The organism is Vibrio sp. S12_S33, assembly GCF_963889785.1.
In the GTDB taxonomy this organism is placed as follows: Bacteria; Pseudomonadota; Gammaproteobacteria; order Enterobacterales; family Vibrionaceae; genus Vibrio; species Vibrio aestuarianus.
The window spans coordinates 37651-59029 of the sequence record NZ_CAWPQZ010000006.1 but is presented as its reverse complement, the minus strand read 5'-3'; the positions used below and the strand labels follow the sequence as shown (position 1 = coordinate 59029).

General features: G+C 42.7%; 18 protein-coding genes and 1 pseudogene. 12 read left to right on the top strand and 7 right to left on the bottom strand.

The features are described 5' to 3' along the window. Both AACW06_RS04605 and sstT read left to right on the top strand, forming a co-directional pair. Entirely contained in the window at positions 1–444 is a 444-nt protein-coding gene (locus tag AACW06_RS04605; RefSeq protein WP_192074193.1) for a copper chaperone PCu(A)C, read from the top strand. A 484-nt stretch (positions 445–928) separates the two neighbouring features. Next, positions 929–2146, top strand: coding sequence for a serine/threonine transporter SstT (sstT, locus tag AACW06_RS04600; protein WP_192074192.1), 1218 nt, complete (start codon positions 929–931; stop codon positions 2144–2146). 54 nt (positions 2147–2200) lie between these two features. Here sstT and AACW06_RS04595 read toward each other — a convergent pair whose 3' ends face one another. From AACW06_RS04595 to AACW06_RS04585, 3 genes are all read right to left on the bottom strand, one after another. Further along, complete coding sequence (locus tag AACW06_RS04595; RefSeq protein ID WP_192074191.1) at positions 2201–3352, bottom strand: tetratricopeptide repeat protein; 1152 nt, start codon at positions 3350–3352, stop codon at positions 2201–2203. A gap of 358 nt (positions 3353–3710) precedes the next feature. Next, positions 3711–4556 carry a MalM family protein gene (locus tag AACW06_RS04590; RefSeq protein ID WP_192074190.1) on the bottom strand — a complete coding sequence of 282 codons (846 nt, stop codon included), beginning with the start codon at positions 4554–4556 and terminating at the stop codon, positions 3711–3713. An 80-nt stretch (positions 4557–4636) separates the two neighbouring features. Next, positions 4637–6004 (bottom strand): maltoporin, encoded by a 1368-nt coding sequence (locus tag AACW06_RS04585; RefSeq protein ID WP_192074189.1) that lies wholly within the window; start codon positions 6002–6004, stop codon positions 4637–4639. 478 nt (positions 6005–6482) lie between these two features. Between AACW06_RS04585 and glgX the strand changes: the two genes are divergently transcribed. Then, positions 6483–8465: a glycogen debranching protein GlgX gene (glgX, locus tag AACW06_RS04580; RefSeq protein ID WP_192074188.1), complete on the top strand. Its 1983-nt coding sequence runs from the start codon at positions 6483–6485 to the stop codon at positions 8463–8465. Positions 8466–8588: 123 nt separating this feature from the next. Here the strand turns inward: glgX and ulaG are convergent, their stop codons facing one another. Further along, complete coding sequence (gene ulaG, locus AACW06_RS04575; protein WP_192074187.1) at positions 8589–9656, bottom strand: L-ascorbate 6-phosphate lactonase; 1068 nt, start codon at positions 9654–9656, stop codon at positions 8589–8591. A gap of 125 nt (positions 9657–9781) precedes the next feature. Then, complete coding sequence (gene ulaR, locus AACW06_RS04570) at positions 9782–10537, bottom strand: HTH-type transcriptional regulator UlaR (protein ID WP_192074186.1); 756 nt, start codon at positions 10535–10537, stop codon at positions 9782–9784. A gap of 390 nt (positions 10538–10927) precedes the next feature. Between ulaR and AACW06_RS04565 the strand changes: the two genes are divergently transcribed. From AACW06_RS04565 to AACW06_RS04535, 7 genes are all read left to right on the top strand, one after another. Next, positions 10928–12688 (top strand): PTS ascorbate-specific subunit IIBC, encoded by a 1761-nt coding sequence (locus AACW06_RS04565; protein WP_192074185.1) that lies wholly within the window; start codon positions 10928–10930, stop codon positions 12686–12688. A gap of 61 nt (positions 12689–12749) precedes the next feature. Continuing rightward, complete coding sequence (locus tag AACW06_RS04560; protein WP_192074184.1) at positions 12750–13229, top strand: PTS sugar transporter subunit IIA; 480 nt, start codon at positions 12750–12752, stop codon at positions 13227–13229. A gap of 10 nt (positions 13230–13239) precedes the next feature. After that, positions 13240–13932, top strand: coding sequence for an L-ribulose-5-phosphate 4-epimerase (locus AACW06_RS04555; protein WP_192074183.1), 693 nt, complete (start codon positions 13240–13242; stop codon positions 13930–13932). 5 nt (positions 13933–13937) lie between these two features. Beyond that, positions 13938–14759: a Cof-type HAD-IIB family hydrolase gene (locus AACW06_RS04550; RefSeq protein ID WP_192074182.1), complete on the top strand. Its 822-nt coding sequence runs from the start codon at positions 13938–13940 to the stop codon at positions 14757–14759. 5 nt (positions 14760–14764) lie between these two features. Beyond that, the gene (locus tag AACW06_RS04545) at positions 14765–15412 is read left to right on the top strand and encodes a 3-keto-L-gulonate-6-phosphate decarboxylase UlaD (RefSeq protein ID WP_192074181.1); all 648 of its coding nucleotides are present in this window, start codon (positions 14765–14767) and stop codon (positions 15410–15412) included. 8 nt (positions 15413–15420) lie between these two features. Further along, a complete protein-coding gene (locus AACW06_RS04540; RefSeq protein WP_192074180.1) occupies positions 15421–16302 on the top strand; it encodes an L-ribulose-5-phosphate 3-epimerase in 882 nt (293 codons plus the stop codon). Positions 16303–16495: 193 nt separating this feature from the next. Continuing rightward, positions 16496–16918: a hypothetical protein gene (locus AACW06_RS04535; protein WP_192074179.1), complete on the top strand. Its 423-nt coding sequence runs from the start codon at positions 16496–16498 to the stop codon at positions 16916–16918. 61 nt (positions 16919–16979) lie between these two features. Here AACW06_RS04535 and AACW06_RS04530 read toward each other — a convergent pair. Next, a pseudogene (locus AACW06_RS04530) lies at positions 16980–17189 on the bottom strand (N-acetylglucosamine-binding protein GbpA); the annotation flags it as partial. A 106-nt stretch (positions 17190–17295) separates the two neighbouring features. Continuing rightward, positions 17296–18276: an arginine deiminase-related protein gene (locus tag AACW06_RS04525; protein ID WP_192074177.1), complete on the bottom strand. Its 981-nt coding sequence runs from the start codon at positions 18274–18276 to the stop codon at positions 17296–17298. Positions 18277–18661: 385 nt separating this feature from the next. Between AACW06_RS04525 and AACW06_RS04520 the strand changes: the two genes are divergently transcribed. Both AACW06_RS04520 and AACW06_RS04515 read left to right on the top strand, forming a co-directional pair. After that, positions 18662–20512 carry an ABC transporter ATP-binding protein gene (locus tag AACW06_RS04520; RefSeq protein ID WP_192074176.1) on the top strand — a complete coding sequence of 617 codons (1851 nt, stop codon included), beginning with the start codon at positions 18662–18664 and terminating at the stop codon, positions 20510–20512. Between the two features lie 98 nt (positions 20513–20610). Further along, positions 20611–21315, top strand: a complete 705-nt coding sequence (locus AACW06_RS04515) for a DUF445 domain-containing protein (RefSeq protein WP_192074175.1) — start codon at positions 20611–20613, stop codon at positions 21313–21315. Positions 21316–21379 lie beyond the last annotated feature (64 nt).

Below are 21379 nucleotides of genomic sequence, written 5' to 3'. Positions count from 1 at the left end.
ATGAAGCTCAATACACTATTGCTAGCAACCTTAGCCCTTAGTCCATTCGCTTACGCAAAATCGGATATCATGACTCATCACCTTTACGCGCGAGCTACCGCACCAACAGCAACAACCAGCGCTGTTTTTGCTCAAATTACAAACAGCAGCGACCAAGATCGCTTTATTGTATCCGCCAAAACTGATGTAGCAGGCAAAGTTGAATTACACGATGTTATTACTGAAGGCGATGTGATGAAAATGCGCCAAATTCCACAATTCAAAGTACCAGCACAGGGCAAACTTGAACTCAAACCAGGCAGCTTTCACATCATGCTACTTGACCTGAAAAAACCACTCACCGAAGGTGAAGAAATTAATGTTGCACTCACTTTTGCAAACGGTGAACAACAAATGCTTACCGTACCAGTGAAAAAAGTCATGAACGGTATGGCGCACCATTAATATGAAAAAGGGATGAGGAAACTCATCCCTTTTATTGCTCACCACCTCACCAATAAATAACCGACATCCTTAATCTAGCTAACCTAGCAACTCTACCTCAACAATGACTGACACACCCTAAGCCCTCTGCCTTGCAATTAACCGCTACATTTCATTTACATCTCATCCGTTTTTGATTGCATTTAGGTATATTCGTTAATTATTTATGCTAATTATCAATTAATTCTAGACACATTATTTTGGGTAGCTAATATTGTTCCCTTCAGGGGAAACCACTGAAGTCACTATAACTCAATATATCAACGAACACTGAAGCTATAGAGTCATCTCATGGCCTTCAGGTAAACAGGAGATATACCTAAACAACTTGAAGTTGCAGGTAAGCGGCGAGTGAGTTCATCTCCATTAGGGATAAGTGAATGTAGCCAACACAGCCGCGGCTTCAAATGGGAATGGTATAACTCGATTTATTTCAGGGATAACTATGCAAAGCAACAATATCTTCGCCCGTTTTGCGCGCGGCAATTTGGTTCTGCAAATACTCACCGGTATCGTTCTCGGTGGACTATTAGCAACCATTTCACCAGACTACGCCCAAAGTGCGGGCTTACTTGGTAACCTTTTTGTTGGTGCACTAAAAGCGGTTGCACCAATCCTCGTTTTTATTTTAGTTGCGGCGTCAATCGCGAACCAAAAGAAAAACCAACACACTTATATGCGTCCAATCGTAGTACTCTACCTTGTTGGCACCTTTACCGCTGCGCTAACCGCTGTCCTACTGAGCTTTATGTTTCCAACGACATTAACGCTTGTTGCTGGCGCTGAAGGCACAACACCCCCTCAAGGTATTGCAGAAGTATTAAATACACTGCTATTCAAACTGGTTGATAACCCAGTGAATGCGCTGATGAGTGCTAACTATATTGGCATTCTAGCTTGGGCTGTTGGTCTTGGTTTAGCGCTTCACCATGCATCAGCGACAACCAAAGCGGTATTTGAAGACTTAAGTCATGGTGTTTCGCAAATTGTGCGTTTCATCATTCGCCTTGCACCGTTTGGTATTTTTGGTTTAGTGGCATCAACATTTGCAACAACTGGTTTTGAAGCACTTTCTGGTTACGCTAACCTTCTTTTCGTATTGCTTAGCGCGATGTTAGTCATCGCTTTAGTAGTCAACCCAATCATTGTCTATGTGAAAACTCGCCAGAACCCATACCCGTTGGTTTTCCAATGCCTACGTGAAAGTGGCGTTACCGCGTTTTTCACTCGTTCAAGTGCGGCAAACATCCCCGTAAATATGGCGTTATGTGAAAAGCTAAAATTGGATGAAGATACTTACTCTGTATCTATTCCTCTGGGTGCAACCATTAATATGGCAGGCGCAGCCATCACCATAACGGTATTAACGTTGGCGGCAGTAAATACGGTTGGTATTGAAGTTGATCTTATGACCGCGCTATTGCTGAGTGTAGTCGCAGCCGTTTCAGCTTGTGGCGCATCAGGCGTAGCAGGTGGTTCACTATTGTTGATCCCACTGGCGTGTGGCTTGTTTGGAATCTCTAATGATGTCGCAATGCAAGTAGTAGCTGTTGGCTTCATTATCGGTGTCATTCAAGACTCTGCCGAAACCGCACTGAACAGCTCAACAGACGTAGTATTCACTGCTGCGGTTTGCCAAGCCGAACACAATAAAGGCGCTTAAATCGCCCATAAAAAATCCCCAGCAACTTGTCTGGGGATTTTTATTTTACACTCTCTATTGATCGATAGAAGTACTGGAAAAGTCCAATGGAAAATGAACATCCTTCTGTGGACTCACGCTTTCCGGAGAAGATGGATTATCATCCAACAAACTTTCTCCTGAGTGACTGAATAGATTGTCATCCTCAGCCGCCTCCCCTTTCTGTGGGATATGAATACCACGCTTATAAAGCTTGTTCAGTGCTTTGATAATGGAATGCTTGCTGACCGTCCCTGCGCCGATTTTCTTCATTAAAGGTTTCGCCAGAGATTGCAGCCCTACCACTGAATCCACACCAATACATGAGCCAATTTGATCTCGAAGCACCTTGGCTGGCTCATAACTAAAATGTGCCGATAAAAAAAGCCAAATGTACGCAATCGCGTTACCATTAGGTCCTTTGTCTATCCATGCTTCCCCTGCATGATACATGGCTTCAGCATTGCCCTTTTCTGAAGCGCGCTCTAACCAATAGCACGCTTTGTTGTGGTCCATTACTACCCCAACCCCTTTCAGGTAGTTAAGCCCTAATTTCATCTGCCCTAGTGAGCTATTTAACTTTGCTGCTTTTGAAAACCAAAACGTAGAGTCCGAAGGAGCGGGGGCAATGTTATCGTGAGAGACACACCAATCCCCCATAAAGATGATCGCTTCAATTAAGTCATCTTCTGCGGCTTCTTCAATCAAACTGACGCCTTTGGCGACATTGGCTTCAACACCTCGGCCATTGACCAGAGCGATACCCGTTTCATATTTGGCAGTGCTATTTCCTTCGAGCCCTGCGATATAGGTTTGCCAAAATTTCTCTTTTTGTCTGAGGATCAGATCATCACGAAACTTTTGACAAATGCGCACAACCCCATACATGCCGGCAATGTTGTCGTAATTTGCTGCTTTGTCATACCAATACATAGCTTCTTTTATATTGGTACGCTCCGCCTCTTTGGCTAAATATAAAATGGTCGGAACGTGGCCCGTTTCTGCTTTAAATAAACGATCTTGTCTATCTTGCTCGCGTGACTTTTCAATCGCTTTACGGTAAGCGATCTCTCTTGCTTTTCGCTCTTCTTCTAGCCGCTTTTTGCGCAGCGATAGAGACAGCATCCATACCAAAATAAGGATGAGTGATAGTCCGGTTGCGCCAATGGCAATCCCAATAGTACTCATTTAATTCAAATCTTATTTAATTGATTAATGTCATTATCGACCATTTTCCTCAATATTTGAGAAAAACTGACGGTTATCGATGCTTTTTACACAAATAGTGTGGCGATAATCAGCCACACCATCAAAATTTTAGAAACGTATTAAACGATAGTACCGCACTCTTTTGCAGAGTGTTATACGCAATTGCGCTAATTGCGCCATAGTTTGTAGTTTGGGGGAATAGAAGAGTGTCGAGACAGGAAAAACGCAACATACGGGGTTTATCACCACACTGCGGTTATTCTTTACCAGCTTTAATCGATTTCTGAGGCTAAAAAACAAAGGCGTCTCCACAGAAACGCCGATAAAAAATCATGAGTTATTTAGCATTGATGGCTTTTACAAATACTTCTTGTGCACCCTCGATACCTAGCGCTTTCGCTTCATCAAGTAGGCTAAGTGCTTTGGGGATATCGTTAGAGTTTACTGCTAATTCAATCGCCTGATAATAATAGCTTTGAGTTTCAGGTTGAACCATAACATTCTTTACGACAGGTTCTGGAATATTTGGTGCTGAAGGTGATTTCGACTCCCCAAATAAACTGAATGTTGACTTAGTTTTTATTGATACCGAAAGAGTTCCATATTCACTGTGTTTTGCAATCGGATCATCAATCGCCGGAGGATCATTTCGTTTAGAAATGGCCATCGCTTTGGCTGGATGGATAATAGTAGTTGTATCTTTCAAATCATTTTTAGTTGTGTAAATAATGACATGCGCCACGGAAGTTGATGCTGATAAATTAAGTTCAACTTCTCCAGATAAAACAGCACCTTTAACAAAGTTATTACGATCATAACCAAAAACATCAGATGTATATTTTTGGATTAAATTCATATTTTGATCGTATACGTTCACACTTGGGGAAAATACAGAAAGATCTTTGACTGGTGCGTTAACCTCAAGGATAACTGGTGTTCCGGGGTTCTGAAACGAAAACCCAGAGACAGGGCTTTCAAAACCATCCATTTGTAACAACTGGCTTTCCGGAGAAAAAACAAATGAGAATGAACTAGGGATAGTAACAGCGTTCCATTTAACGCTTTCAACACTTGAAACAACCTTAACGTCATTACCTAACACTTCATTTGATACATTGAGGAGAGAAGAACAACCCGCTAAGAAAGTTAGTCCGTACAGCGCTAACCAATTTTTTTTCTTCATAAAAAGACCCATACTATACATGAAAGTAGCCAGCATATTGCTGGCTACTTTAGACTATGAAAACATTAATATATTAATCATTACCACCAAGCTTCAACTTGTGCACCAATCATAACATCATTATTTTCTACAGCCATATCACCATCATACATGCTAGCAAATACACGGATCGCAGGACGAGCCCAGAAACTTTTACCCGCTTGCCATTGTTGTGCAATAGTAACTTTATTTAGGTCTTGTTTGTCAGCACCCCAATCAGAACCAAAGTCTTGTTGGTAATAACCTAGTTCCAATACTGTACTCATAGTTTCAGACCATTTATATGAAGGACGAACTACAACACTCAAAGCAGTTGCATCTTCAGCGTCGCTAGATGCACCAGTGCCTTTATCGAGAAGTTGAGCATAAACTACAGAATAACCAAGATCCCACTTATTGCCTTCGATAACACCCCAATCAATCAATCGAATCGATTTGCGACCTTCCTGACCCATTTCCATATTGTATGAGTCACCAAGGTGGTTACCTACAAAGCCAGACCATGCATAACCTTCAGTGTTATACTGAATCACAGCTTTGTTGAAACCCATACTGTGACCTTGGGTATGCTCGGCAGTGAACGAGAAGCCTGCTTTATCTAAACCGTAATCACCAGTATTACCTACACCAGCATCAATCGCTTTTTCTTGAGCATCTGTATGAGAAGGCTTAGCAGCTAGAAGGATAAATTCCATGCTACCTTTGTCATTGGTTTCAACACCTGTTAGGCGCAAATCAATGGTATTAGCAGTAGAATATACCTGTGTTTTTTCTAAAGCGGCTGATTCATCTTCAGGTGTATTAGGGTCGTCAACAACTGATAGAGGCGCTTTCCATTTATGTTGCACAACCGCAGCATGGAACTGACCAAAACCAACATCAATATTTTCGACACCAATACCATTACCAGAATTATTGATATAATACATATCTAATATATGGATATCTTTGCGACCGTAATAACGATTACCTGCCCAAAGTTTCATACCATTAGACATTGAGTAATCAGCCCAAGCTTCACGGAATGCTGCACGTTGGCCACTCCAAGGGCTATCGGGATCAACACCAATACTTTGGAAAGAGTTCCCACGATAATCTAGACCGCCATCTTCGTAAGTGCCGTAAGCAACCAAAGTATGTAAGTTAAAAGAATCACCTTCAGCACTTTCCCATACTTTATTTACGTTTAGGGAGAGTTCAGCATATACATCACACTCGTCACCTAAACGGCCTACTGCGTGGCCAAAGACAGTTGGGCCACCATTACCATAACAGTACTGAGAACCACCGTCGGCATTAGCACCAAATCCAGCACGCATATAACCATGAAAATCAGCTTCAGCAGCAAAAGCAGAACCTGCTGCTAGAGTAGCGGCCACTGCGGCAGCAATTACACTTACTTTTTTCATTCTTAACTCCATTAAGGACGATTTATATTTATTAGAAAATTTTAATTACGGACAATATTTAAAACTTTCTCTCTTCTCCTATTGGAACCTGCAAGGCAGTTGACAGATAGAACCCAAAAAGAAGAGGTAAGACGGGACTAGGTCCCCAGTTGTTTCAACGATGAGAAGATTACTAAAGGCGTAAGGGGGTGGCTTCCTCCACCCTAAAGTTATTTAAGGGGGAGGAGAAAGGATGAGAAATTTTACAGCATGGTGTTTTTGAATCATCGATCACGTATTTCAGGGGGAGGATATCAATTACTTCTGACAAAAAGGAATACAAAATGCATAGCAGATCACTATTTCACTACAATTAGGTAATGAAAATGAAATAAAATTACATCGACATTTTATTCATTGGACGCTTGACCTAGTAACAACAAAGCTTTTTACTTAAACCGACGACGATGTGAAGCGACATAACAATAAAGATAACCTTATGAAAAGTACTATTTCTAGCCCTCACCCATTAGGAGCAACCGTTGACGAAGCGGGTTGTAACTTTGCTATTTATGCTCCGGCTAATAAACAACTTTTACTCGCACTCTTTGATGAAGAGGGTAACTACGCAACACATGCATTAGACAATGAATATGCAGGTATCCAACACACTTATATACCAAACGTAAAAGCAGGTCAGAAATATGGGTATGTAATCTTAAATGAAGAAGATCCACACTATATTTCAGACCCCTACGCAAAAGCGATAGACAAAAACTTAGACTACAAAACCCCTTTTAGTTCCAAAAAAAGTTTTCAGTTGCCGAAATGTATCGTGATTGATGATCGCTTTGATTGGCAATCTAGCACTAAACCTAATATTCCACGCGATGAAACGGTTTTGTTTGAAACGCATGTCAAAGGGGTGACGCAATGCAATCCTGAGATTGCTAAAATGCTGCGAGGAACGTATTTAGGTTTGGTTAGCAATGAAATGCTGCAATTTTATCGCCAACAAAATATCACCACATTACAGCTTCTACCTGTTGCCGCATGCATGCATGAACCTCATCTTTTAGATATGGGAAAAGTGAATTATTGGGGCTATAACCCCTACTTATTTATGGCACCCGATCCACGCTATGCCCAAAATGATGCAGTCATTGAACTAAAAACGACCATACGAGAGCTGCATAAACAAGGCATTGAGGTGATATTAGACGTGGTATATAACCACACAGCTGAAGGTGGCGAAGATGGTCCAGTGTTTAATTTAAAAGCACTCGATCCTAAATACTACCTTAAGCATGGCCAGCATTACGCGAATTTTACTGGCTGTGGTAATACGGTTGATCTTTCTTATCAACCAGCGCTTAACCTTGTCATGGACACACTACGCTACTGGGTTAGCGACTATAAAGTTGATGGTTTTCGCTTCGATCTCGCGGCAACACTTGGCCGTAATGGCGATAACTTCAGCCCAGATGCCGCTTTTTTCAAAGCCGTAGCCCAAGACCCTATTTTAAAACACATCAAACTTATCGCTGAACCGTGGGATATTGGGCCTAACGGATACCAAGTGGGTAATTTCCCACTCGGCTGGAACGAATGTAATGACAAACTGCGTGATATTACACGTAGCTTCTGGCGTGGTGACCAAGGTTACCTGAAAGAATTTGCTACCCGTTTGATGGGTTCTCGTGACCTTTATAGTGCAGCAAATTGGCCATATAAACTTACAGTTAACTACATTACCTATCACGATGGTTTCACCATGCAGGACTTGGTTTCTTATAAACACAAGCATAATGAAGCGAACGGTGAGCAGAATCGAGATGGGCACGGCGATAACCGTTCAGACAACTATGGCACTGAAGGCGAAACCAAGAATATGGTGATTATCGCCACGCGTGAAAAGCAAAAACGTAATATGATGGCCAGCCTGCTTTTTGCATTTGGTATTCCACACATTCTGAGTGCTGATGTTCTTTCACACACCCAACAAGGCAATAACAATGCATATTGCCAAGACAATGAGATCAGTTGGCTCAATTGGAGTATGACCGAGCGAAAAACCTATTTTAAAGACTGGCTAGCAGAGATGGTGGCAGCACGCCAAACCTACATGGTGCCCTTTATTCGTGCGTTTAGTGGCGAGGAACGAAATTGTAACCGCATTTTCTGGCGTCGTGTTGATGGCTCCTTAATGGAGCATGATGATTGGAATCGATTAAGTTCGGTCGCTCTGCATATGGGCATTGGTACAGACGGAGCGGAAATGCTTTATCTCATTAACCAAACTAACGCACCGGCTCGCTTTACCCTCCCTAGTGATCGCGACCAAAATTGGCAAGTCATTTGTGACACCAATCTGCGCAATGTACAGCCCGGTCATGCTGAAAATGAACTATTGCAATCACCAACTTCAATGACCATTTTGCACTATCAACCACCAGCACAAATAGAGCAAGTCATCCTTTAAGTACAACGTATTACTGTTACCTACCTTCTCTACGTAATGACTTAGGAATGATAACAACTTCTGAAATCAGTGGGTTAGAATTGGAAAAGAAAAGAGGCCGAATTCGGCCTCTTATTGGTTACATTATAGAAATGCTTTATATGGCAATTCTGGCTCATCAACAAAGATATCGCGGAAACCTCTAAAATGTTGGTAATGCATGCGACCTTTATCTGTCGGGTAAGTATATTTACCGCCAACTTGCCAGAAGAACGGGGCAAAACCGTATTGCAGGCGATCTTTCTTCATTTGCCACAGCACTTCAATTTCACGCGGGTCATTTTGGAAATTCGCCCAAATATCATGATGGAATGGGATCACTACTTCACAATCTAATGATTCACCCGCACGTAAAATATCAGATGCGGTCATTTTATCGGTCACACCACGTGGATTTTCACCATAAGAAAGCAAAGCCACATCGATCTGATATTCATTACCGTGTTTAGCGTAATAGTTAGAGTAATGAGAATCACCAGAGTGATAAATTGAACCACCAGTGGTTTCGATTAAATAGTTGACGGCGCGGTCATCCATTCCATCTAAAATTGCTTTGTCGTAAGACGAAACCCCTTTAGGCAAAGTAACCAAAGCAGTTCGGTCAAACGAATCGAGCACTTTAATTTTCATATCGCCAATTTCAATACAATCACCGACTTTTGCGACAACGCAGCGCTCTTCTGGTACTCCCCAACCCTGCCATAAATTGACACAAGCTTGCGGACCAATAAATTTCACATGCTCACCACAGTTCTGCAATACCGCTGCGGCAACATTAATGTCAATGTGATCAGCATGGTCATGAGTTGCTAACACCGCATCAATCTCTTTAATACCAAATGGATCCATCACAAAAGGCGAAGTTCTGAGGTTAGGTTGCAGTTCTCGCACCCCGCCCATACGCATCATTTGGTGCTGAGGGTTCATCAATGCATTCTTTTGTGTTTTCTTACCGGTTCCGCACCAAAAATCGATAGAAATATTGGTGTTACCTTCTGTTTTCAGCCATACACCAGTACAACCAAGCCACCACATCGAGAAAGTATTGGCTTCCACAACCGTATTTTGGATCTCTTCATTTAGCCATGTTCCCCACTCTGGGAATGTATTCAGAATCCATGACTCACGGGTAATTTCATTCACATTACTCATAACAATACCTTTTTCACAATAAGTTAGACAATTTTTAGGATGTAGGGAGCTAAGCGTCTTAATCTAAAATTAAGACACTGAGCCAATATTTTATTTATTAGAATGGGTTAGAGAATAAACGCCATCTACACGAGCATAACCTCTATTCCTTGCCGTCGAAGTCCTTCAATGACATCGGGGTTGGCATCTTTACCCGTAATCACAATGTCAATTTTGCTCGCCGAGCAAAATAACATACCAGTTCGCTGCCCAATTTTTGAACTATCAACCACCACAACCAGCTTGCCAATCTGTTCAAGCATTTGTTGCTCTGCCACGGCCGTTAGCATGTCGGATTTATACAAGCCGTTTTCCGTTAAACCTTTGCCACTGGTAAACATCCAATGGACAGCATAACTATTTAACGCATCCGGTATTGGGTTTAGGAAAAGACTCTGAGCTTTGTTGTATTGGCCTCCGATGATAATCACATCGTCATGATCTTCATTGATAAGATAGCTCGCGAGCGGGAAATAGTTGGTCACAATTTGTATATCTTGACCACATAGCTCTTGCCCAAGCAAGAAAGCGGTTGAGCCGCAGTTAATAACCACACTATCACCGCGTTTACACAACTTTGCCGCAGCCATCGCTACATTTGATTTCTCATAAAAATGATCCGTACTGTCAATATTGAGCGGAGTCCAAGCTCTTTTTTTAATCTCTAAACGCTCTGCACCGTTACGAACCTTTTTTAACTTACCTAGCTCATCGAGTTTCGAAATGTCACGCCTTGCCGTCGCAGGTGACACTTTAAATCTGTCGATAATGTGCGCGACATTAATGGTGCGCATGTTATCTAACAAAGACAGGATTTCATTGTGTCTTTGTACTTCGTTCATGGTTATCACCTTATCTTCTCATCAAGTGATTACTTTGTGAGTATTTATGATTTGTTTTGATTCTATTTCTCAGACCATATTATGTCAAACATAATACAAATAAAATGCCTCCCCAGATCACAATAAACCACAACTTATTGAATTTAATCAATATAAATGAATTTTGGTGATCTATGTATCAAATAACGCTTTCGCTCAACGGCAAAATTGATAAAAATCAAAATAATCACAAATGAGCATTGAATGATTACTTATGATTGGTAAAGTCTATTTCGTGAGCAAAAACTGAATGAGATCAAAACAATCTGATTTATTCACTCTAACCTACACCCAGCTTCTAGTAAGACGGGAATAAACATAACTACAAATACATAATCAAGGGGTAAAGATATGGAGTTCTTGTACGATATCTTCTACATTTTTTATAACCAAGTCATGACTAAAGCACCTTTACTTCTGGGCTTAGTCACCTTAATTGGATACTGGTTATTAAGAAGAGACGCGACAACCATCATCAAAGGATCAATTAAAACCATCGTTGGTTTTATGTTGGTACAAGTCGGTGCTGGCACATTGGTCGCAGGTTTTAAACCGGTGATAGCTAAGTTGTCCGAGTATCACGGTTTGACTGGGTCAGTGATTGATCCCTATACATCAATGATGGCAACTATGGAGATCATGGGTGATAACTACTCTTGGGTTGGTTATACCGTTCTTATTGCACTCGGCATCAACATTCTTCTGGTCCTATTTCGCCGGTACACGGGCATTCGCACCATCATGCTTACTGGGCATATCATGTTTCAGCAAGCTGGATTAATAGCTGTGTTCTACCTAGTACTAGGCACAAGCATGTGGGAAACCATCATCTATTCCGCAGTACTGATGGCATTGTACTGGGGGATCTCCTCAAATATCATGTTCAAACCAACCGAAGCGGTTACGGGTGGAGCAGGTTTCTCTATTGGCCACCAACAACAAGTTGCCTCTTGGATCGCCACTAAAATAGCACCAAAATTAGGTGATAAAAAGGAAAGCGTTGACCACCTAGAATTGCCTAAATGGCTGCATATTTTCCATGACAGCATCGCAGCAACAGCCATCGTGATGACGGTATTTTTCGGCATTATCTTGCTATCTTTTGGCTTGGATAACCTACAAGAAATGGCAGGTAAGACCCATTGGTCTATCTACATTCTTGAAACGGGCCTGAAATTTGCGGTAGCGATTCAAGTCATTGTCGCTGGTGTGCGCATGTTTGTGGCTGAACTTTCTGAAGCGTTCAAGGGTATTTCAGAACGTGTCATCCCCAATGCGGTGTTAGCCATTGACTGTGCCGCTATCTATGCCTTTTCACCCAATGCGATGGTATTCGGTTTCATGTGGGGTGCTATCGGCCAATTTACCGCGGTTCTTGCGATGTTGGCATTTGATGCGCCAATCATGATCATTCCTGGCTTTATCCCGATGTTCTTCTCTAACGCAACGATTGGTGTGTTCGCCAACCACTTTGGCGGCTGGCGCGCAGTAATGAAGATTTGTTTTGTGATGGGTGTTATCGAAGTGGTTGGCTCTGCTTGGGCTATTCATATCTTCAACCAACACGGTACAGAATTTAGTGGTTGGATGGGCATGGCTGACTGGGCATTGGTATTCCCTCCTATTATGCAAGGTTTGTCAGCGTCTAACTTGTTCTTCTTTGTCCTTGTAGCGCTAGCTGGTGTGTACATGTTCTTTGCTTCGAAACAACTTCGTGCTGAAGAAGACGCACAAGGCATGGTGCAAGTATCCGAAGAGCCAGAAGTAGTGGCGGCAGTCGAGCAAGCAATTAAAGCCAGCGATGGTGTTCGCCCTGTCAGCATCTTAGCGGTATGCGGTAACGGCCAAGGTTCTTCAATGATGATGAAAATGAAAATTGGCAAATACTTAGAGAAAAGAGGGATTCCACACGTCATGGATTCCTGTGCTGTGTCTGACTACAAGTCAAAATTGGCCTCAACCGACATCATTGTATCGTCAAAGCATCTATCTGGAGAGATGGAACCCGGTGACGGCAAATTTGTACTCGGTGTACAAAACATGCTTAACCCGAACTCTTTCGGTGATGAATTACTCGATATTATCAACAAAAACTTTGTGACTCTGAAATAACCAACTCAATACAAAAACAATAGGTGCCAGCCCGACTGGCACCACCTCTGGAGATAGAATTATGGGACTCAAACAGTCACTAATTGATAACAACTCGGTTCAACTACAAGCATCGGCTAGCAACTGGAAAGAAGCGATCAAAATCGGTACCGATATGCTCATCGCCTCCGGTGCGATAGACCCACGTTACCACGATGCAATCATCAGCAGTGTTGAAGAGTTAGGCCCTTATATTGTTATTGCACCAAACCTTGCCCTGCCCCATGCACGCCCTGAAAATGGTGTCATTAGAACCGCATTTGCCTTAGTGACACTCGACTCACCGATTTATTTTGATGGTGAAGATGAACCTGTCGATGTGCTGATCACTCTGGCGGGAAGTTCTTCTGATGAGCATATGGAAGGGTTGATGGAAGTAACACAAGTGCTTGACGATGAAGAAAGCGAAAGCGGTGTCGATCTCGACAAACTGCGCCGTTGCCGTACCAAAGATGATGTTTATAAAGTGATTGATGAAGCTTTAGCAGCTCAAATGGCTTAGTGAGGATATTATGTACAATGCATTGAAACAGCGAGTACTCGACGCAAACCTCAAACTACCCAAATATGGTTTAGTGACCTTTACTTGGGGCAACGTCTCTGAGATTGATCGCCAACTTGGTGTCATCGCCATTAAACCTTCGGGTGTTGAATACGACGGTATGAAAGTGGACGATATCGTTGTCGTCGATCTCGATGGTCATATCATTGAAGGTCGCCTCAACCCTTCCAGCGATACTGCCACCCATATCGAACTTTATAAAGCTTATCCAAGTATCGGTGGTGTGGTGCATACGCACTCACGAAACGCAACTATTTGGGCTCAAGCCGGAATTGATATTCCAGCATTAGGCACCACACACGCTGACTATTTTTACGGTGATATTCCTTGCACTCGCAAGCTTTCTTACGATGAAATCTCTGGTCCCTATGAGCAAAACACTGGGCTGGTGATCATTGAAGAATTCAAACATCGGCACATTGACCCGATGGCTGTACCGAGTGTCATCGTGGCAGGGCACGCCCCATTCTCATGGGGTAAAGATGCCAATGACGCAGTGCATAACGCGGTAGTACTGGAAGAAATCTCTGCGATGGCGTTAGCAACCCGTTCGCTTAATAGTGGTATCAAGATTCAACCAGAGTTGTCTGATAAGCACTACCTACGTAAACATGGCGACAATGCCTATTACGGGCAAAGATAATCACTATGTATAAAGTCCTCGCATTGGATCTTGATGGCACCGTATTGACGGATGAACACACCATCCACCCCGAAGTCAAAATGGCCATTCAACAGGCGCAGCAGTATTGCCACGTCGTGATAGTCACCGGTCGCCATCATACAGCAGCGAAACCGTATTACTCAGAGCTTGGCTTAACCACGCCCATTATCTGTTGTAATGGTACGTATATTTATGATTATCAAAAAGATCAAGTGCTCAAACACAACGCGATCGACAAACAAGATGCATTAACGTTTCTCTCACTGGCCAAAGAGTTTCAAATGAAACTGGTGATGTACGTTACCGATGCGATGACTTATTCCAACTGTAACCCGATTGCATACATGCAAGCACTGGAGAAATGGGCAAGCCAGTACCCTGTGGAACATCGGCCAAAGATCGAAAAAATCGATTCATTCAGTACTCGAGCCAAACAAGAACCGTTCATCTGGAAATTTGTGGTCGAAGGGTTACCAAGCTCCATTGAACGACTGTCGCAACAAGCGTGGATTAAAGAAAAATTCAACGGAGAACGTTCTTGGTCAAACCGAGTCGACTTTGCTGCAAAAGGTAACAATAAAGGGCTGCGTCTTGCAGAATATGTCGCCGACCTTGGTTATCACGCCAACCATGTTCTGGCGGTGGGTGACAACCATAACGACATTTCCATGCTTGAGTATGCAGGGCTTGGTGTGGCAATGCACAACGCCGATGACACAGTCAAATCACACGCCAAACTCATTTGTGCAACCAACAATAACCACGATGGGCTTGCCCGTCTGATACGTGACAAAATTCAAGGATAAATATCATGACCAAACCAATGATCCAAATCGCTTTAGACCAAACTGATCTTATCTCCGCTATTGAAGTAGCAAAAAACGTAGAAAGCTTTGTTGATGTTATTGAAGTAGGCACGATTCTCGCCTTTGCTGAAGGAATGAACGCCGTAAAAACCCTACGCAACAACCATCCAGATCATATCTTAGTCTGTGATATGAAAACCACCGATGGCGGTGCTATTTTGGCTCGTATGGCATTTGAAGCCGGTGCCGATTGGATCACCGTATCAGCCGCAGCGCACATAGCGACCATTGGGGCGTGTAAAAATATTGCCGATGAACTGGGTAGAGAAATTCAAATTGAAATCTACGGTAACTGGACCTTCGCAGACGCACAAGCGTGGGTTGATTTAGGCATCACACAAGCCATTTATCACCGTTCAAGAGATGCTGAATTGGCAGGAATCGGTTGGACCAATGAAGATCTGGAAAAAATGCGTCAGTTGTCTGAGCTTGGTTTAGAGCTTTCCATCACTGGAGGTATCGTACCGGAAGATCTTTACTTATTCGAAGGCATCAAAGCCAAAACTTTCATTGCAGGACGCGCACTTGCGGGCGAAAAAGGAAGAGCAACAGCTGAAGCACTACGCACTCAAATCGATCGTTTCTGGAACTAGGAGGCGTTATGTATCAACACTTGCAACGTCATCGCGTCGGGCTGTATGAAAAAGCGTTGCCTAACGCCTTTAACTGGGAAGAAAAACTGTCAGCAACCAAAGAACTTGGCTTCGATTTTCTCGAAATTTCGGTTGATGAATCTGATGAACGCCGCCGTCGCCTAGACTGGGATGACGATACTATTTATACGCTACGCCGCTTATGTGAACAGTACCAAATACCATTGCAGTCGATGTGTTTAAGCGCACATCGCAAGTTTCCTTTTGGCTCAGCCGATCCAGCCATTCGTGAACAAGCAGTGCTGCACATGGAAAAAGCTATCACCTTAGCCTACAAATTGGGTATACGCACCATTCAATTGGCTGGTTATGACGTCTATTACGAACCAGCGAATAAAGCAACACATCAACGTTTTATTGAAGGCATGCGTCATGCGGCGAAACTAGCGGAACGAGCTGGGGTGATGTTAGCTGTTGAGATTATGGATACCAATTACCTTAACTCACTCAGTAAATTTGAAATTCTCAACCGAGATGTTCCGTCACCTTATTTTACGGCTTATCCTGACGTTGGAAACATTTCAGGTTGGAATTATGATGTGTGCACAGAACTAACACTGAGTATACCTCACATCACGCAAATCCACCTTAAAGATACCTATTGTGTCACGTCTGAGTTTCCCGGGCAGTTTCGAGATTTGGTCATTGGCGAGGGAGAAGTTCACTTCGATGCTATTTTCCATACCTTAAAAACAACACAGTGTGTCGTACCATTAGTCATTGAAATGTGGGCACACGATGATCAATGGAAACATAATATTCGAGTTGCTCAAGCCAGGCTAAACCAAGCTTGCGACTTTGCTGACTTACCACGTTTGTTCAACCTGTAAATAACTTAACAAAAACATGCTCCGAGGTCCTTCACCGTAGGGCCTATTTTATCCCCACTAGGGATTGTACAGCGCTCCCTCCCCCGAGAGCGTTGTACGTTTTCCTTGAGACCATTGACATCACCAAGACAATAACGCAAAGTTATCCTCTACCTAACGCCTTAATGCATAATGCATTATGTTCGACTAAACAATGAAATTACTTCATCTACAACTATTCTGGTACGAAAAACATCACACTCTTTTAGAGATGGAAGATCTCCCAGTGCTGACTCCAACACAAGAACAAGAACTGAAAGAGTGGGTAAAATGTCGTCGTAAAATCCTAAGTTACGAAGCGCACCAGCAACCTTGGGTCAAAGTAAACGTTGATGGTTTCTCTTCTACATTACATATCAAACCTAACGGCACGCTGATTGAGCAAGATCTATTTAGTGAAAAAAAACTGCAAGGTTTATGGAAGATCAACGATGGTTTCTTATTTATTAAAATTATCAGCGGTGAGTTTATTGTTGAATACCAAATTGTTGGTAATACGCAACAAAATATCCATTGTGGTATTGAATATATCAATGGCCGATTAAGTACCTATAGCAAATTTATTCAAACCAAATAATAGCCACCGCTGAAAAAGTGGGCTTGAACTCTTAATTTTCAACCACAAACCATTACAAGCTTTAATTCCATTTATCCCAAGCCATATTCCAATCAGAACCCGAACCTGGCTCATATTGATTAGAATATTCATTCCACTGAACACAGTAACCAGAATTTGGCCATTGTTTACACTGGTAAATATGGCCATCTCTTGCTAATACTCTTGTACCAGCAACATAGTCTTCAAGATGTTCTGGGAATATGTAATCGTGTTCATCGGCCGTTGGTGGTAGCGTTCCGTTGAAATCCACAGGGGAAAAAACCTGCAAGCGAAGATAATCACAATCACGATGTGGTACCTCAAATACATTACGAAGTCTATTGCCTATACCCAAACTACTTGGAGTTGCAGCTAGGCAGCAAGAATACCTCTCCGAGCATACATCTCACTGAACCACCACCGATATTTTCAATCGTTTTGACGTTAAAAGGCAACAATTTACCATGGCTCGCAAGCTGTGAGCGTTGCGCTGGAGAAAAAGCATCAAAGGCAGACTTCGACATCGCAATCACTTTATCGCCATTAACAGTCTCTAACTGTAAAATATTGCCGCAGAAACGGTTCATCTGATCCAATGAAATAGAAATAACCTGCTTGTCTTTCGCCAGTGATTTCACAACAAATCGACGTTCAAATTCTGGAATCACTTCATCACAAATAACGCAGAAGTTTTCACCTACCGCCATCATCACGTTAGTGTGGTAAACCGGTTGCCCTGAAGGCAAAGCCGTTTGGAAAGAAACAACTCGTGAATAACCGATTCGATTGGCATAATCTTCTAACACTTCACGGTCACAACGTTGCGACAAAGCAGCATAAATCGTCCTGTTATTATGATCCATCACCATCACACCGGTACTTTCGAGATACGCGTTGCTGTCTTGATAATCAAGTAACGAATCTTGTGCTGACACCACTCTTCCGGCATCTCTTAATGCCTTAATAAGCGCTTGCGGCCTCACTTCTTGTTGACGGTTTTTACACGCCATTGGGAAAGAAAATAGCGTTCCATCCACTGTAGTGCTAAACCAGTTATTAGGAAAAACCGCATCTGGAGTCTCCTGAACGGAAAGTGGGTAATCAAACTCGACCACCTGCACACCTTCGCTACGCAATGAATCAACCATCGTTCTAAATTCAGCCATTGCAAGTTCGCGAACTTGCTCTGTCGTTAACGATACTTGATGCTGAAACTCATTATCTTGCGCGGTTTGTGCGTTAAACTTAAACTCTTTTGGTGGCACCATCACAACGCAATTAGCGTTTTGTACGTTTTTCAATTCTGGCTGTGAGAGCAATTGTCCTTGTAACATCATAGAACTTATCCTTTCCACTTACTTAACTTGAATTGTAAACATAATGTTAAGTAAAGATTTACTGATTTTATGATTATTTCATCGGTTCAACTTCACTCTTTTTCTGTGAGCTACAATTTTGTCAGCAATAATTACTGCCAAAATAGGAAGCCACTCGAAAATATGCATGGAATATGCAGAAAATATTCAGTACTCGGTGCTCATTAAGTTGTTTGGGTATAAACGAGGGGGGTATCAAAACTAATCCGCCATTTATGTGGTGATTTCGTTATACTTCTGTTCGAATTATCTATCTCTTCCAGTTCACTGGAATTCAACGTCTGATTCTCGCGCTTTAGGCTTTTGGTCTCACACATTTTAGCGGGAATTGGCATAAGGATTTTCGATGTATAAGATATTTGAAAGCTTTACTCAAGCCTTCCCAAAAGAGGAGCCACAGCAGCCGCCTGATACTCTGTGGGCATTTTGTCGCTATTACACACGTGGTTTTGAAAAGCCATTGATTGTTATGACACTGCTAAGCACGGTTATTGCTGTTGTTGAAGTGTCACTGTTTGGCTTTATGGGCAAATTGGTTGATTGGCTATCCACCAGCAACCCTGAAACCTTTTTAGCCGACAACAGCAGTACGCTGATTGGCCTTTCAATATTGTTGTTGGTTATCATGCCGCTCTTGATTGGCCTATATTCGTTGCTTATTCACCAAACTATGTTGGGTAACTACCCAATGTCCATTCGATGGTTGGCGCACCGTTATTTGCTCAAGCAAAGTCTTTCGTTCTATCAAGATGATTTTGCCGGGCGAATCGCAACAAAGGTGATGCAAACGGCGTTATCGATTCGGGAAACGGTGATGAAAACACTTGATGTTTTTGTTTATGTTTCCGTCTATTTCACCGCCATTGTAGTGATACTCGCACAAGCTGATTGGCGCTTAATGATGCCGATGCTGGCCTGGCTCGCCGTTTATATCTGTATTCAGCTCCATTTTGTACCCAAACTGAAAAAAGTAGCATCTGAGCAAGCCGATGCACGCTCGACCATGACTGGGCGTATCGTCGATAGCTACACCAACATTGCGACCGTTAAACTGTTCTCTCATAGCCGCCGTGAAACTGAGTATGCCGAGCAAGGTATGGAAAGTTTCTTAGATACCGTGAACCGTCAAATGCGCTTAGTGACCGGCTTTAATCTGTGTGTTGAGCTAGCAAACTATATTCTGGTTTTTGTCATTTCTGCAGTATCGATTTACCTATGGATGACCAGTGCAATTAGCATTGGTGCAATCGCTATTGCCATCAGCCTCGCGCTACGTATCAACGGCATGTCGAAATGGATCATGTGGGAAGTCGGTGCTCTATTTGAGAATATGGGAACGGTTGTTGATGGTATGAAAACTCTGTCGAAACCCATTTCAATCCAAGATAAACCAGACGCCAAACCTTTGGTGGTACAAAATGGTGGGATCAAGTTTGACGATGTCAGTTTTCATTATGGTGAAAACAAAGGAGTGATCAGTAACTTAACGCTCAATATCAAGCCCGGAGAAAAGGTCGGTCTGGTTGGGCGTTCAGGTGCAGGAAAATCTACCTTAGTTAATTTGCTGATGCGTTTTCATGATGTAGAAAGCGGCCAAATTAAGATTGATGGCCAAGCCATTGATCAAGTAACCCAAGATTCACTACGCAGTAAAATTGGCATGGTGACACAAGATACATCTCTGTTACATCGCTCAATTCGCGACAATATTTTGTATGGCAACCCCGAAGCCAGTGAAGAACAATTGATTCAAGCGACCAAACAAGCACATGCCCATGAGTTCATAGAAACCCTAACCGACCCATTTGGTAACATGGGTTATGACGCGCAAGTAGGTGAACGTGGTGTAAAACTTTCTGGGGGACAACGCCAGCGCATTGCGATTTCTCGTGTGTTATTGAAAGATGCGCCATTGTTGATTTTGGATGAGGCCACTTCAGCTCTAGATTCAGAAGTAGAAGCCGCCATCCAAGAGAGCTTGAATGAGCTGATGCAAGGCAAAACCGTGATTGCCATCGCTCACCGTCTGTCAACCATTGCCGCGATGGATCGCTTGATCGTTCTCGATAAAGGCAACATTATCGAACAAGGCACTCACCAAGAGCTGATCGCTCAAAACGGCATTTATGCTCACCTTTGGGCGCATCAAACTGGCGGTTTTATTGGCTGTGACGACGAGAATAACGAAGTAGCATAAACCTTAAGTCAGCGAGGCTTGCTTCGCTGACACTTCCCCATTGCGCTATTTTTCCTTAGAATTCGCATCAATCAATCTCACTTCATTAGAATTGGATCATGAATAAGAGCTTAGTTACCAATATTATTGCGCTTGCATTATTAGGCGCAGGTTACCAATTGGACAACAAAATCGCGTTATACGCCGGCCTTTTTGCTTTCTCTGGAGCCATTACCAACTGGCTGGCCATCCACATGCTGTTTGAAAAAGTACCGGGATTGTATGGCTCTGGGGTCATTCCTGCGCGTTTTGAAGAATTTAAAGCGGCAATAAAAAACCTGATGATGGAACAGTTTTTCACTGAGTCCAACATTGATCGTTTCCTGAATAAAGAAATGACTGGCAGTAAAACACTCAACCTAGAACCTGTGATCGCCAAAGTTGATTTCAACCCAACCTTTGATTCATTAGTTGAAGTCATTGCACAGTCGTCGTTTGGTGGCATGCTGGCGATGTTTGGCGGTACTGAAGCACTACAGCCATTAAAACAACCTTTTGTAGAAAAAATGCAGCAGTCTGTGGTTGAAATCAGCCAAAGCGAGAGTGTTAAGCAAGCATTAAAAGAACAGTTTGAATCCCCAGCGATGATGGAAGAAATCAAAGCTAATATTGAAAACATCATAGATCAACGGTTGAATGAACTGACCCCAAAACTGGTCAAAGAAATGGTGCAAAAAATGATCAAACAACACCTTGGTTGGCTCGTAGTATGGGGCGGCGTGTTCGGCGGTTTAATTGGTGTAATCTCGTCACTCTTCGCTTAACTACATCAACATGTAAGAAGCCAACATCAAACTTGCTGGCTTCTTTTTTCTGGATTATACCCTT